Genomic DNA, 14,293 nt, shown 5'->3' with positions numbered 1-14,293 from the left:
GCATAATACAAAACGGCCGAAAAGTAAAGTCTTATCCGCGCAAAACCGCGCCGAAATCTTTTTCCAGCGCTGCCAGTGCATTTTTCATCGCCTTATCGCACTCTTCATCCGTCAGCGTGCGGTCGGGTGCGCGCATGGACAGCGAGTAGGCAACCGACTTCTTGCCCTCGGGGATGCCCTTGCCCTTGTACACGTCGAACAGCTTAACGTTTTCCAGAATGTGGCCTGCGGCCTTTTCGATCGAGGCCTGCATGGAAGCAGCGGGTACCGCATCGTCGACCAGCACGGCGATATCGCGGGTCGAGGCCGGGAACTTGGGCAGCGGGTGATAGAGCTTGACCGGGTCAATCGCTTCAAACAGAGCGTCCAGCGGCAGCTCGGCGGCGAGTACCTCGCCGGACAGGCCATAGCGTGCGGCAACGGTCGGATGCACCGTGCCGAACACACCGACGGGCTTGCCATCGATCAAAATGTTGGCACAGCGGCCCGGATGATAGGACGGATTGCTCTTTTCCGGCATGAACTGCACGTTCTTGACGTTCAGCTCACGGCAGATGGCTTCCACCACGCCCTTAAACTGGAAGAAGGACAGGCGGCCATAGCTGCCGAGGGTGATGATTTTCTCTTCGCGCGGCAAAACGTCCGGATCGGCTTTGCCGTCCTTGACGGTTGGGATATAGACCGTGCCCAGCTCAAACAGCGACGCGGTCGGGTTGCGGTGCGCATGGTTGTGCGCCAGCGATTGCAGCATGGAGGGCAGCACGGTCGTGCGCATGACGCTGAAATCCTCGCCGAGCGGGTTGAGAATGGTCGTGGAGATGCGGCGCGGGTCGTCCTTATCCCAGCCGATCATGTCATAGAACTTCGGAGAGATGAACGAATGGCTCATCGCCTCGTCAAAACCGGCCTCCCGGCAGGTCAGCGAGACATTCTGCTCGGCCAGCTGTTTGGGCGTGTACTCGCCCTGTACCATTTCGCCCGCGTACAGCGTAGTCGGGATCTTGTCGTAGCCGTACATGCGTGCGACTTCCTCCGCCAGATCGCACATGCGCGCAATGTCTACGCGGAAGGACGGGATGATAACCTTTCCGTCCTCAACACGGAACTCGAGGCGCTCCAGATACGCCTTCTGCTCGTCGGCAGACAGGTCAAGACCGAGCAGCGCGTTCATTTTGTCCGGCTCAAAGGGCAGCGCCCTGGGGGTCAGATCGGCGGCGCATGCGTCGATGATGCCGTCTACCACCTCGCCCGCGCCCAGCATTTCGACCAGCTCGCACGCGCGCTGCACGGCGGGCATAGTCAGCGACGGGTCAAGTCCCTTTTCAAAGCGGCCGGATGCCTCGGTGCGCATGCCGAGTGCCTTGGCCGTTACGCGCACGGTTGCGCCGTGGAAGCAGGCAGACTCGAAAACGACTGTCTTGGTGTCATCCTCGATTTCCGAGTTTGCGCCGCCCATAACGCCTGCGACAGCAACCGGCTTGTCGTTGTCGCAGATGGCCAGCATCTTGTCGGTCAGGTCGTGGTCCTGCCCGTCAAGGGTCTGGATGGACTCGCCGTTGCGCGCGCGGCGCACGACAATCTTGCCGTCGGACAGGCAGGAGTAGTCGAATGCATGCATCGGCTGACCGTACTCAAGCATGACATAGTTGGTGATATCAACGATGTTGTTAATCGGGCGTACACCGCAGGCATGCAGACGCTCGCGCATCCATGCAGGGGACGGCTCGATTTTGATGTTCTTGACCAGACGCGCGGTGTAGCGCGGGCACAGGTCGGTGTCAACCACCTCAACTGACATATACTTGTTGATGTCGTCACCCGAACCCTTGACGACCGGATCCTTGACCGAGAACGGACGGTCAAAGGTCGCGGCGGTTTCGCGTGCAAGACCGATGACGCTGAAGCAGTCAGCGCGGTTGGAGGTGATTTCGAAGTCGGCAACATAGTCGTCGAGGCCGAGCACCTTCTTGATATCCTCGCCCACGGGCGTGCCTTCGGGCAGGAACAGAATGCCATTCTCGCAGGCATAAGGCACGCAGCCGTGCGTCAGTCCCAGCTCCTGGAACGAGCACATCATGCCGTTGGAGACCTCGCCGCGCAGCTTGCCCTTGGTGATTTTGACGCCGCCGGGCAGCGTGGACTTGTGCAGCGCGACCGGGCAGATTTCGCCGACCGAATCGGGGGTTACGTTGGGTGCGCCGGTGACGATCTGGATGGGTTCGCCCTGCCCCACATCGATCTGGCAGATTTTCAGGTGGTCGGAGTCCGGATGGTCGACAACCGACAGAACTTTGCCGGTCACGACGTTTTCAATCTCTGCGCCGAGGTAGTAGACCTCCTCGACCTTGGAGCCGGACATGGTCAGGCGGGCGTCATACTCCTTGGGGGTGACGCCGGAAATATCGGTGTAATCCGAAAGCCAGGAAAGCGGCAACTTCATAATAGATGAACGCTCCTTTATCGTAATGTTCAGGATATCGCGCCGTCAGGCGCGCATTTTATAAAAGCTGCAAAGCAGCCGAAAAAACCGGGAGCATGTATCACGGTTTTTTCACAAGTGCGGAGAACAGTTTCGTTTATCGCAACTTTTCGCAGCGTGAGACGTATCCGCGCATAGGCGCGGTACGGCTTTTCGTTTGAAAGCGTGGTTTCAAACGAAGTTCTTAGAACTGTTCTAAGAAACGTACGTCGTTCTCATAGAACAGGCGGATGTCGTCAATCTTGAAACGGCCCATGACCGTGCGCTCCAGACCGATGCCGAACGCATAGCCCGAATACTCCTCGGGGTCGATGCCGCTCATTTCGAGCACCTTGGGGTGCACCATGCCGCAGCCGAGGATTTCGATCCAGCCCTCGCCTTTGCACAGCGGGCAGCCCGCGCCGTGGCAGCGGTAGCACTGGATATCCATTTCGGCACTCGGCTCGGTGAACGGGAAGTGGTGCGGACGGAACCGCACAACCGTGTCCTCGCCGTACAGCTTTTTGGCGAACAGCTCAAGGATGCCCTTGAGGTCAGACATGCGGATGCCCTTATCGACAACCAGACCCTCAATCTGATGGAACAGCGGGGAGTGAGTGGCGTCAACCGCGTCCGAACGGTACACACGGCCCGGTGCAATGATGCGGATGGGGGGCTTTTTCTGCTCCATCGTGCGCACCTGCATGGGCGAGGTCTGCGTGCGCAGCACCACATTATCCGAGATGTAGAAGGTGTCCTGCGTGTCGCGCGCGGGATGGTCCTTCGGGATGTTGAGCGCTTCAAAGTTGTAGTGGTCCAGCTCGACCTCCGGGCCTTCCGCAATGGAGAAGCCCAGACCGATAAAGATTTCTTTCAACTCGTCCAGCACGATGTTGAGCGGATGCTTTTTGCCGATGACGACTTCCTCGCCCGGCAGGGTGACGTCGATGGTCTCAGCCTCCAGCTTATGTGCCAGCGCGGCCTGCTCGATGACTTCCTTCTGCTTGTCGATGATGGTTTCGATTTCGGCGCGCACATCGTTGATGAGCTGGCCGACCGCCGGACGCTCCTCTGCGGCCACATCCTTCATGCCCTTTAAGAGCGCGGTCAACTCGCCCTTTTTGCCGAGGAAGCGCACACGCGCCTCGTCGAGCGCACGGGCGTCGCCCGCCGCGGCAAGCTGGTCCTTTGCGGCCTGCAAAATGCCTTGCAGTTTTTCTTTCATGATGACTCTCCTTTATGAAAAATCGTTCAGGGACGCAATAAAAAAGCCTTTCGTCCCGCAAAATAGGGACGAAAGGCGTAAAATACATCTTCCGTGGTACCACCCTGATTCCCGGACAGGCCGGGCACTCATTGAACGCCGGTAACGGGGCGTTACTTCGCCTGCGCCTACTGGGTTTCCGTTCAGCGCCGGTGCTCGCAGGGGAACTTCGTGTCAAGTCTCTTTGAACGGCTCGCAGCCAAAGGCCGTTTTCTCTGAAAAGAGGGGGATGACGGTACTTTCCCTGTTCATCGCAGGTATCGTTATTCCATAACAGTATTATTAAAACACAGTTTTTCGGCAAATGCAAGGGGAAGTTGCACAAATTTGTGTACAATCAGCCGCTGAGGGCAAAGGTGAGCGGTTTGCAGCTTTCAAATTGCCAGTCGGTCATCTCGGCAACCACGCCGCCGGCAAGGGCATCAGCCGGCACGTCTTCAAAAATATATGCCGTGATGCCGTATGCATCGGGCAGTATGGCAGCGTTGCAGTCGGGCAGAGCGGCAGGGTATATATCCCGGTTAGGGTCCTCGTTTTCAAAAAAGCACACAAGCGCTTCGGCCTGCGGATAGTAGACCGCGCGGTGCAAGGTCACGTCGTCTTGCCTGACGGGCTGCGAAAGCAGCTCCTGTGCCGACAGGATGCCGTCCGGCACGGTGTTTTCAATTTGCGTCATGCGCGCAGTGCGCACTTCGGCGTGGATGGTCTGCTGTTTGCCGACGGTCTGCCACGCAAGGCCGGACACTGCGACAAGCACCGCCATGGCGAGCAACACAAGCAGGATTTTTCGTTTGCGGGTCATACCGATTTCTCCTTCTAATACATCAAATGCGCCAGCGCGCTGTAAACCGGTGTGATGAACAGCGTGCCGATGACAAAGCTCACAAGGTTGGCGGTGAGGGCATACGCCACGCGGCGCGCGCGGGTGTACCCGTGCAAAAAGCGCGCATAGGCAAGCGCTTCGACGACGAAAATAACCGCTTCGACGGCAAATGCCCAGAAAAAGGCTTGTCTCCAATCGGCGGAGAGCAAAATGCGCCCATAGGTAAGCGTCATCAAAGCCTGCGTTGCAAGGTTGACCAGCAAAAACGGCTTGAGGTTTTCGTACAGCTTGAAACGGAACAGCAGCAGCACCGCTGCCTCGATGAGGAGCGTTACCATAAAGGTGCAGACAAATTGTTTGAGCAGACCAATTCCAATCGGTGAGGTTGAGATTTCACCGGTCTGTGCGTTGATGGTAAAGGTTTGCATTGCGCGGGTGCGCTCGGCCTCGCCGGTCAGCAGCACCGTGCCGTCCTCATGCAGCAGCGCCGCACGGAACGGCGAGGGGAAGGGAAAAGTCCATAAGAACACCTGATCTCCGTCGTATGGTGCGCAGTCCCACACATACCAGCCGTCCGGCAGGGCGGCGGTGAGCGCTTCGGGCGGATTTTGCGAGGGATTGTCATACGGCTCGTTTCCAAGCAGGGCGACAGATACAATGCTGTCGTTCATCCCGGCGATGCTGACATAAATGGACGAGGTCGGCAGGCCGTTGGCGCGCGCGGAAACAGGCAGCAGGACAAGGAGCAAAGCAAACAGGCAGAGAACAGAACGGAACTTTTGACGCATGGTGATCGCCTCCCTATGTTTGGATACCTTCATTATAACAGAGGGGCGGCAAAGCACAAGTTACAGGACGGGTTTTCAGTCGATGGCGCGCTCTTCCGCGCCGGAGAGCGCCTGCCGCAGCCCGGAAAGGACGGTTTGGCGGTCGGCGGTTTCGTCCGACAGCTCCATGTAGCGGACAAGGTCGTCCACCGCGCGCACCAGATAAAGGTAAGCATCCTTGTAGTTGAGTTCGTCCATAGCAGTGACCTCCATGTAGAAATTATTAAGAACCCACTATGGGTTCTTATTCTCATTCTAACACATAATACACTTAAAATGAACCCATAATAAATGCGAAATGAGTGCTATATGTGGAAAAGAAAAAACATCTATCCCTGCGGCTGGATGACGAAACCCGTCTCAAGCTGCGCTATATCGCAAAATACGAGGGCCGGTCAATCAACGGACAAGTCATGCACCTGATTTACGGCTGTATTCGTGACTACGAAGAGAAAAACGGCAAAATTGACATTTCTGAGGCGCAAAAATCTTGACAAACCCCGCTTTTGTGGATATACTGATTAAGTTAATACGAAAAATGCAATGACAAAGAGGAGTATTCCTGTCCCCGCGCGTCAAGAGAGAGGGCGGTTCGGTGCAAGCCCTTCGGCGGGAAGGAAGAAGGTCGCTTTGGAGCAGGAGGGTTGAAACCAGTAGGCCGTCCCGTCCCGCCCACGTTACGGGTCAACGAGTGCGCGGCAGCTTTGCCGCGAATTTAGGTGGTACCACGGAGCACGCTTCGTCCTATACGGACGGCGTGCTTTTTTGTTTGCCCGTATTTCGCGGGCAGCGGAAAACGTGCGGCTGCGCGCCGCGGGCGCACAAGAGGGGGAAACCCATGGTTTCCTCCCTCTTGCGAATCACCCCCTTCCTTTAGGGCGCGCTGTGCGCGCAAGAGTGCGCCCCGCCCGACGGTTTCCGCCCATCTGTCGCGAGAAACAAGAAGGGGCTCTGCCACCCCGGGGGGCGCTACCGCGCCAAAATCAGTCAATTTAATTCAAAAGGAGATAGATCAATGAGCGAACTGCCCAAGACCTACGACCCGAAAGCGGTCGAGGACAAGCTGTACAGCTTCTGGAACGACTCCGGCTTTTTCCATGCCGAGGTCAATCCGGATAAGAAACCCTATACCATCGTCATTCCGCCTCCGAACGTGACCGGCCAGCTGCACATGGGCCATGCGTTCGATGAGACCTTGCAGGACATCCTCATCCGCACCAAGCGCATGCAGGGCTACGAAGCGCTGTGGATGCCCGGTACCGACCACGCGGGCATCGCCACCCAGATTAAGGTGGAAGAGAACCTGCGCAAGGAAGAGGGCCTGACCCGTTACGACCTCGGCCGCGAAAAGTTCCTCGAGCGCGTTTGGGACTGGAAGAATAAGTACGGCGACCGCATCATCAGCCAGCTCAAAAAGCTCGGTTCGTCCTGTGACTGGGAGCGTGAGCGCTTCACGATGGACGAGGGCTGCTCCAAGGCGGTGCGCGAGGTGTTTGTCAACCTGTATAACAAGGGCCTGATTTACAAGGGTCACCGTATCATCAACTGGTGTCCGCACTGCACGACCGCGCTTTCCGATGCGGAGGTCGAGTATGAGACCCAGCCGGGCAAGCTGTGGCACATCCGCTATCCGCTGGCGGACGGTTCGGGCGATTTGGTCGTGGCGACCACCCGTCCGGAAACCTTCATGGGCGACACCGGCGTGGCCGTCAACCCGAACGACGAGCGCTACAAGCACCTGATTGGCAAGACCTGCATCCTGCCGATTATGAACCGTGAAATCCCGATTTTCGGTGATGATTACGTTGATATGGAGTTTGGTACGGGCTGCGTTAAGGTCACGCCCTGCCACGACCCGAACGACTTCGAGATGGGTCAGCGCCACAACCTCGAGCAGATTCTCGTGTTCAACGAGGACGCGACCGTCAACGAAAACGGCGGCAAGTACGAGGGCATGGACCGCTATGAGTGCCGCAAGGCGGTCATCAAGGACCTCGAAGAGGGCGGCTATCTGGTCAAGACCGAGGACCACGAGCACAACGTCGGCACCTGCTATCGCTGCGGCACGACGGTCGAGCCGATGACCTCGGCACAGTGGTTCGTCAAGATGGCGCCGCTGGCAAAGCCCGCGATGGACGTTGTCACCGAGGGCAAGACCAAGTTTGTGCCCGACCGGTTCTCCAAGACCTATCTGCGCTGGATGGAAAACGTGCACGACTGGTGCATTTCGCGTCAGCTGTGGTGGGGTCACCGCATCCCGGCGTTCTACTGCGACGACTGCGGCGAAATGACCGTCTCCAAGGAAGATGTACACGTTTGCCCCAAGTGCGGCTCGAAGAACGTCCGTCAGGAAGAGGATGTGCTGGATACCTGGTTCTCGTCTGCGCTGTGGCCGTTCTCCACGCTCGGATGGCCGGATAAAACGCCGGAACTGGACTACTTCTATCCGACCTCCACGCTGGTCACCGGCTATGATATCATCTTCTTCTGGGTCGCGCGTATGATTTTCTCGGGCGTCGAGCACATGGGTCAGACGCCGTTTGATACCGTGTATATTCACGGTCTGGTACGCGACGCGCAGGGCCGCAAGATGTCCAAGTCGCTGGGCAACGGCATCGACCCGCTGGAAGTCATCGACCAGTACGGCGCGGACGCGCTGCGCTTTACGCTGGCGACCGGCAACAGCCCCGGAAACGACATGCGTTTCTCGGACGAGCGCGTGCAGGCGTCGCGTAACTTCTGCAACAAAATTTGGAATGCGTCGCGCTTTATCCAGATGAACCTGACCATCGGCAAGGATAAGGCCGCCGAATTGCCCGAGACGCTGGCGCTTGAGGACAAGTGGATCGTGTCCAAGTACAATACGCTCGTTGCCGAGGTCACCCGCAACATCGACCAGTACGAGCTGGGTCTGGCGGCTGCCAAGCTCAACGACTTTATCTGGGACAACTTCTGCGACTGGTATATCGAAATTGCCAAGACCCGTTTGCAGGCGGGCGACGAGAACGTGCAGAAGGTGCTGTGCTATGTGCTGTCCGGCGCGATGCAGCTGCTGCACCCGTTCATGCCGTTCATCACCGAAACCATCTGGCAGGTGCTGCCGCACGAAGGACCGTCGGTTATGGTGTCCCAGTGGCCGGAGTATGACGAAAAGCTGCATTTCGCCGCAGAAGAGGCGCAGATGGAGACGCTGATGGACGCGGTGCGCGCCATCCGTAACCGCCGCAGTGAGATGAACGTTCCGCCGTCCAAAAAAGCCAAGGTGCTCATCCTGACCGAGAAAAAAGACACCTTTGCTGCTGGCGAAGGCTTCTTCCCGAAACTCGCTTATGCGTCCGGCATCGAGCTGATTGATGCAGTGCCCGCGGACGCGGCCAAGATGGCCTCGGTCGTCACGGGTGATGCGCAGCTGTATATGCCGATGGGCGATCTCATCGACTTCGCTGCTGAGCGCGCGCGCCTCGAGAAGGAGAAGGCCAAGGTTGAGGATGACATTGCGTTCGTCATGAAGAAGCTGAACAACCCGAAGTTTGTCGACAAAGCGCCCGAAAAGGTTGTCGCGGTCGAGCGCGAGAAGGCCGAAAAGCTGCGTGAGCACCTCGCAAAGCTGGAGGAATCCATTGCAGCTCTCGGATAAATGCAATCAATAGAGTAATGTAAAACGGTATGGCTATGCCATGCCGTTTTTCTTTTGCTTCAAGATGTGATATAATGTCGAATATTGCAAAAAACAGAATCAATGCGCGAAAAAAACAGGATCTCTTGTGCAGAGATGCAAAAAACGAGAGGAGAGATTTTCTATGAAAACAATGAACCCAAATGTGAGACGATGGATAGCCGTGGTGGCGTTGGTCGTGATTGCGCTGCTGTCCGCATTTGTGCTAGCAGGAAGGCTGTCTGATCCGGCGTTCCATGCGGCTTCAATTGCGGTGCTGGACGAAAAAAAGGTAACGGTCACCGAACTGACGGCAGCGGTCGCTGCCGGATCGGTCATCATTTCGGCCGTTCCAGGGGATGCAACCACACCTATTGCCAACCAGGTGGCTGAAATGGCAACCTACCTGTTGATCGTCGTTGGTGCGATCATGCTGGAAAAATTCCTGCTCACCATGACCTTCCTTGTGACTTTCCAGTATCTTATTCCAATTGCCTGCGTGTTGACCGGTATCTGGCTGTTCACGAATCGGACGGTGCTGGTGCAGTTGGCTGTGCGGCTAGCAGTGTTCGGCGTGATTATCTGTCTGATTGTTCCGGCCAGTGTTCAGATGAGTACGCTGGTGGAAGAAACATTTGATATCCAGCAGACGGTTGACGCGGTACAGCAGTCCGTGGATGAGATTGGGCAGACCGATGTAGGGGAGGAAACCGAGAATGAGAATGGCGGCCTGTTTGATTGGGTTAGCGGCATTGGTGCGAGCATCACTTCGGGCGTGACCGACCTCAAACAAAAGGCTGAGCAAATGCTGAATCAGTTTATCGATGCGGTTGCAGTGCTGATCATTACCAACTGTGTGTTGCCAATCGCAGTGTTGTTGTTCTTCCTGTGGGTGACCAAGATGATTTTTGGTGTGCAGCTGCCGGTATCGGCGCGTGATACGGTGGGCATGATTCACGGCCGCTTTCGGCGCAAGCGGGCGGCGCTGCATGCCTCTGCTGTGCAGGTCAAGAAAGACTGACGGATGCGCGCGGTTGCGTGGAAGCAGGCGCTTCAGACTCTAGTCTGTAGCGCCTGCTTCTTTTGTGTGATAGACGAAACAAAGATTGAAAAATTGTTGAAACTGTCCATTACTTTTTTGCCGTTTTGGTCGGATATTTACATATAAAAGGATTTAACCGGCAGCAAAGGGATGGAGGGGTAGAGCATGGTGGAACGAATTGAACGAATACGGGCACTTTATCGTGCGGCAGGACAGCAGAGCCGGAATACCGGCATGGACACGTACCGTGCTGCTGGACAGACGGAGCCGCAGGATACGGTGACGCTGGACACCGACTGGCAGCAGACAGACTGGACGCGTGCGGTCAATGAGGTATTGGAAAGCCTGCGCGACAGCTTTCCCGGCATCGAGATTGCGACCGGCAGCGCGCAAGATGGAGACGAACTGAAGCAGATCGCCATCGGGCTGGGCGGCGGTAAGCATCTGGTGATCGATCAGGCGTTTTTGGATAAAATGGCGCAGGGTCCGGAGGAATTTCAGGAAGGCTGCGATACGCTGCTGCGGCTGCTGCGCACGCTGAGCGCCACGGATATCACGGGCGTATATGTCGGCGAGGAGAAGGCGCAGACTTGGACATATTTCGAAAAATCGCCGGCGGCCGAGCAGATGGAGAAGGCAAGGCAGCTGCTGCACTGGTTTGCGGAGATGAACAAACCGAAAAAGGAGAAAAAAACAATCTTTGTTACAAATCCGCGCAACTACTCGACCAAGGGAAAGTATCATCGGCTGTCCCGTGCGGCAAGCGTGGGGCAGGTCAATCTGCTCATTTCGGATATCAATAGCGCAATCAACAACTTGCAGGGCGAGGCCATGTCCTCGAGCGAGAACGCAGCGCAGGCGCGGCGCGCCATTCGTTCGCTGCGCACGCTGCTGCAACGCGCAACACGGAAAATCAGCCGTCTGCAGGCGGAGCAACTCCTCAGCGCAAAGAAAAAACGCGCTGAGCGTGAGCAAAAGCAGGAAGAGGCCAATCGTCTGCGCCGTGCGCAGAAGGAGCAGCGCACCAAGCGCAAGCGTGCGGATGCGGCGACGGCAAACGGCGGTATCGTGCAGACCCCTGTGCAGAACAAGCGCTGGAAGCACGGCTATGATGAGTTTGCGGCGGCAGCCGTACCGGCCTGTCCGCTGCCTTCGGTTTCTGCGGGCGATATGGGCGGCGCGGGGGACGCTGCGGGCGGCGCGGTCGAGCTGGGACCGGAGATTGCGCTTTAAGTCAGTCGAGCAACAGAAGAGGGGGAAACTTCGGTTTCTCCTTTTTCTTTTTGGAAAGGCATGGTATAATGTTGCATATCGTTTTTTCAGGAAAGGGTTTACTATGAATACCGCAATTCCCAAAACCGCCGTTGATTATATTCATTCGCTCGGTCGCTTTTCCGGCGCGCCCGGCCTGCACCGCATCCGCGCCTTGTGCGCGGCGCTCGGTAATCCGCAGGATGGGCTGAAATTCGTGCATTTGGCGGGCACGAACGGCAAAGGCTCGACCGCGTGCATGTTGGATTCCGTGCTGCGCGCAGCGGGATATCATGTCGGACTGTACACTTCGCCTTACCTCGTGCAGTTTCATGAGCGCATCCGCGTGGACGGCGTCATGATTCCGGACGCAGATTTAACGCGTCTGTCCGCGCGTGTGGCGCAGGCCTGTGAAGGGCTGACATTGCCGGAGGGCGAACACATCGGTGAGTTCGAGTTCACCACGGCGCTGGCGTTTTTGTACTTTGCCGAGCAGCGGTGCGATATCGTTGTGCTTGAGACTGGACTTGGTGGCCGGTGCGATGCGACCAACATCATTCTTGCACCCGAGGTATGTGTCATTACCCCGATTTCACGCGATCATATGGCTGTGCTCGGCGACACGGTTGCCAAAATCGCGGCCGAAAAGGCCGCAATCATCAAGCCTGCTTGTGCGGTTGTGTGTGCTGAAGGACAGCCTGATGAGGCGCTGCCGGTCATACGGCGCGCATGCGACGCGGCAGGTGCGGTCTGGTATGCCGGCATGCAGGAGATGCAGTTGCTGCGCTGCGATATTATGGGTTCGGCATTTGTGCGCGGAGGGCAGGGCTACACCATTCCGATGCCCGGCCGCCATCAGCTGCAAAACGCACAGACTGCGCTGCGCACGCTGGCTGCGCTGCGGGAGCGCGGCTGGAACATTCCGCAGGAAGCCGAGGTGCGCGGACTGGCGCGGGCGCGCATGCCCGGACGGCTCGAGCGCATGGTCGATCAGCCGCTGGTGCTGCTCGACGGAGCGCACAATGCCGCAGGCGTGGCGGCGCTCACCCGCACGGTGGATGAAATGCTCAAAATGCGCCGTCTGCTGGTCGTGATGGGCATGGTGAAAGATAAGGAATATGGGGAATGCATTTACGAGATGTCACGCCGCGCAGATGTGTTCTTTGCCTGCGCGCCCGAGGCGGATACGCGCGCGCTGCCTGCGCAGACTGCGGCAGCTATCGCCGAGCAGCACTGCGGCGAGGTGTATGACTGCCATACGGTTGAGCGCGCGATTGAACTGGCGCTGGAAAAGGCCGCGCCGCGCGATTGTGTGCTGGTGTGTGGTTCGCTGTATCTGATTGGCGAGGCGGAAAAAATCCTGCGCACGCGACAGAAAGCGGCAGAATAAAACGGTAAAAAATGGTAAACTAAGGCTTGTACCGGGAAGGTACAGGCCTTTTTTGTTTTGACAGAAAAAATGAGGTGAAAAACACTTATGCTGCATATCACACAGGCGGAGAGCGACGGCGTTCTGACGGTTTCGTTGTCGGGTGAGCTGGACCACCACGCCGCGCGCGAAGCCATTGAGCAGAGCGAGGATTTAATGGCGCTCTACCCCTGCGAAAAGCTGGTGCTCAACTTGGCAGGACTGACGTTTATGGACAGCTCGGGGCTTGCGGTCGTGCTGCATCTGCACCGCACCTGCGCGCGCAGCGGCTGCGATTTTGTGGTGCGCGGCACGCCGCCGCAGCCAATGCGTGTGTTTGAGGCGGCGGGTCTGCCGCAGGTCATGATTTTCGAGAGGGGGGAGTAACTTGCGCGCGGTTATCAACAAAATGAGCCTGAAATTTGAAAGTCACTCGGTTAACGAAGCGTTTGCACGGCAGGCGGTGGGCGCGTTTGTGGCGCAGCTCGACCCAACAATGGAGGAGCTGGGCGACATTAAAACCGTTGTATCCGAGGCGGTCACAAATGCGATTGTCCATGGTTATGCGGATAAAACCGGGTTTATCACGGTCACGGTGCGGTTGCTGGAAGGACGTATTTTGGAAATCAAGGTCAAAGATACCGGACGCGGCATCGAGAATGTCGAGCAGGCGCGCCAGCCCATGTTCACTACAGGGGACGATACCCGCAGCGGCATGGGCTTTACCATTATGGAATCGTTTACGGACAAGCTGCGCGTGCGTTCCACGCCCGGGAAGGGAACGATGGTGACCATGATTAAACTGTTGCGGGAGCGCGACGCGTGACCGGAGCGATGCGCGGTCTGCTCGAGCGGGCGGCAGCGGGTGACCGCGATGCGGAAGCGCAGCTGATTGAGGAAAACAGCGGGCTTATCTGGTCGATTGCGCGACGGTACTACGGGCATGGCGTAGACCCGGACGATCTGTACCAACTGGCTTGCGTGGGTTTTATCAAGGCGGTGCGCGGTTTTGACGCGGCGCTCGGCAACGAATTTTCTACTTATGCTGTACCCAAAATTGCGGGCGAGATCCGACGTTTTTTGCGGGATGACGGCGCGGTTAAGGTTGGGCGTGCGGTAAAGGAACGCGCGGTGCGCGTGCGGCGCATTCAAGCCGAGCTGGAGGGTCGCACCGGCCGTTCGCCCACGGTGACCGAGGTTGCGGCAGCTGCCGGGTTGACGGTGGAGGAGGTCGCCTCCTGTGAGCAGGCGGACGTGACAGTGGATTCGTTTGAGCGCGAGCTGTCAGGCGGCGGACGGCTGGGTGATCTGGTGGGTGACGAGGGCATGGAGGAGCGCACCTGCCTGTATTTGTCGCTGGGCGAGGCGGTGCGTACGCTGCCTGAGCGGGAGAGACAGGTACTTGCCCTGCGTTTTTCGCGTGACCTGACCCAGCAGCAGGTGTCCAAAATCATTGGGGTGTCGCAAGTGCAGGTATCGCGTATCGAGAAGAGGGCAATCGAAGCGCTGCGCAAAAAACTGATGGAATAGAGCGGGCAGCATGTTGAATGCGGCCCGCTTTTTTG

General features: G+C 57.6%; 13 protein-coding genes and 2 other annotated features. Of the genes, 8 read left to right on the top strand and 5 right to left on the bottom strand.

Translation table 11 applies throughout. From position 1 onward, the window contains the following. Positions 1-31 precede the first annotated feature (31 nt). The 5 genes from pheT to ACTQ34_RS02760 all read right to left on the bottom strand — a co-directional run bounded on the left by pheT (position 32) and on the right by ACTQ34_RS02760 (position 5,570). Entirely contained in the window at positions 32-2,440 is a 2,409-nt protein-coding gene (pheT, locus tag ACTQ34_RS02780) for a phenylalanine--tRNA ligase subunit beta (protein ID WP_441362398.1), read from the bottom strand. Between the two features lie 223 nt (positions 2,441-2,663). Beyond that, positions 2,664-3,683, bottom strand: coding sequence for a phenylalanine--tRNA ligase subunit alpha (gene pheS / locus ACTQ34_RS02775; RefSeq protein WP_441362397.1), 1,020 nt, complete (start codon positions 3,681-3,683; stop codon positions 2,664-2,666). A gap of 61 nt (positions 3,684-3,744) precedes the next feature. Continuing rightward, positions 3,745-3,983 (bottom strand) — a binding site (T-box leader). A gap of 76 nt (positions 3,984-4,059) precedes the next feature. Beyond that, positions 4,060-4,524, bottom strand: a complete 465-nt coding sequence (locus ACTQ34_RS02770; protein WP_441362396.1) for a hypothetical protein — start codon at positions 4,522-4,524, stop codon at positions 4,060-4,062. Between the two features lie 14 nt (positions 4,525-4,538). Further along, a complete protein-coding gene (locus ACTQ34_RS02765) occupies positions 4,539-5,333 on the bottom strand; it encodes a hypothetical protein (protein WP_441362395.1) in 795 nt (264 codons plus the stop codon). 75 nt (positions 5,334-5,408) lie between these two features. After that, positions 5,409-5,570 (bottom strand): hypothetical protein, encoded by a 162-nt coding sequence (locus tag ACTQ34_RS02760; protein WP_441362394.1) that lies wholly within the window; start codon positions 5,568-5,570, stop codon positions 5,409-5,411. Between the two features lie 113 nt (positions 5,571-5,683). Here ACTQ34_RS02760 and ACTQ34_RS02755 point away from each other — a divergent pair, with 113 nt between their 5' ends. From ACTQ34_RS02755 to ACTQ34_RS02720, 8 genes are all read left to right on the top strand, one after another. After that, on the top strand, positions 5,684-5,866 hold the full coding sequence (locus tag ACTQ34_RS02755) for a hypothetical protein (protein WP_441362393.1): 183 nt from the start codon (positions 5,684-5,686) through the stop codon (positions 5,864-5,866). Between the two features lie 40 nt (positions 5,867-5,906). Further along, positions 5,907-6,122 (top strand) — a binding site (T-box leader). Between the two features lie 265 nt (positions 6,123-6,387). Continuing rightward, positions 6,388-9,009, top strand: a complete 2,622-nt coding sequence (locus tag ACTQ34_RS02750; protein ID WP_441362392.1) for a valine--tRNA ligase — start codon at positions 6,388-6,390, stop codon at positions 9,007-9,009. Between the two features lie 163 nt (positions 9,010-9,172). Further along, positions 9,173-10,048 carry a hypothetical protein gene (locus tag ACTQ34_RS02745; RefSeq protein ID WP_441362391.1) on the top strand — a complete coding sequence of 292 codons (876 nt, stop codon included), beginning with the start codon at positions 9,173-9,175 and terminating at the stop codon, positions 10,046-10,048. Between the two features lie 186 nt (positions 10,049-10,234). After that, a complete protein-coding gene (locus tag ACTQ34_RS02740) occupies positions 10,235-11,302 on the top strand; it encodes a hypothetical protein (protein ID WP_441362390.1) in 1,068 nt (355 codons plus the stop codon). A 103-nt stretch (positions 11,303-11,405) separates the two neighbouring features. Next, positions 11,406-12,710 (top strand): bifunctional folylpolyglutamate synthase/dihydrofolate synthase, encoded by a 1,305-nt coding sequence (locus ACTQ34_RS02735; RefSeq protein WP_441362389.1) that lies wholly within the window; start codon positions 11,406-11,408, stop codon positions 12,708-12,710. Positions 12,711-12,797: 87 nt separating this feature from the next. Next, complete coding sequence (locus ACTQ34_RS02730) at positions 12,798-13,115, top strand: anti-sigma factor antagonist (protein ID WP_441362388.1); 318 nt, start codon at positions 12,798-12,800, stop codon at positions 13,113-13,115. Between the two features lie 22 nt (positions 13,116-13,137). Then, positions 13,138-13,554, top strand: a complete 417-nt coding sequence (gene spoIIAB, locus ACTQ34_RS02725; RefSeq protein WP_441362474.1) for an anti-sigma F factor — start codon at positions 13,138-13,140, stop codon at positions 13,552-13,554. Further along, positions 13,551-14,258 (top strand): sigma-70 family RNA polymerase sigma factor, encoded by a 708-nt coding sequence (locus ACTQ34_RS02720; RefSeq protein ID WP_441362387.1) that lies wholly within the window; start codon positions 13,551-13,553, stop codon positions 14,256-14,258. Before spoIIAB ends, ACTQ34_RS02720 begins: the two co-directional genes overlap by 4 nt. Positions 14,259-14,293 lie beyond the last annotated feature (35 nt).

This window comes from Agathobaculum sp. LCP25S3_E8 (genome assembly GCF_052117165.1).
In the GTDB taxonomy this organism is placed as follows: domain Bacteria; phylum Bacillota; class Clostridia; order Oscillospirales; family Butyricicoccaceae; genus Agathobaculum.
Note: the sequence above shows the minus strand (reverse complement) of the source record. Positions and strands in the feature narration are given on the sequence as shown.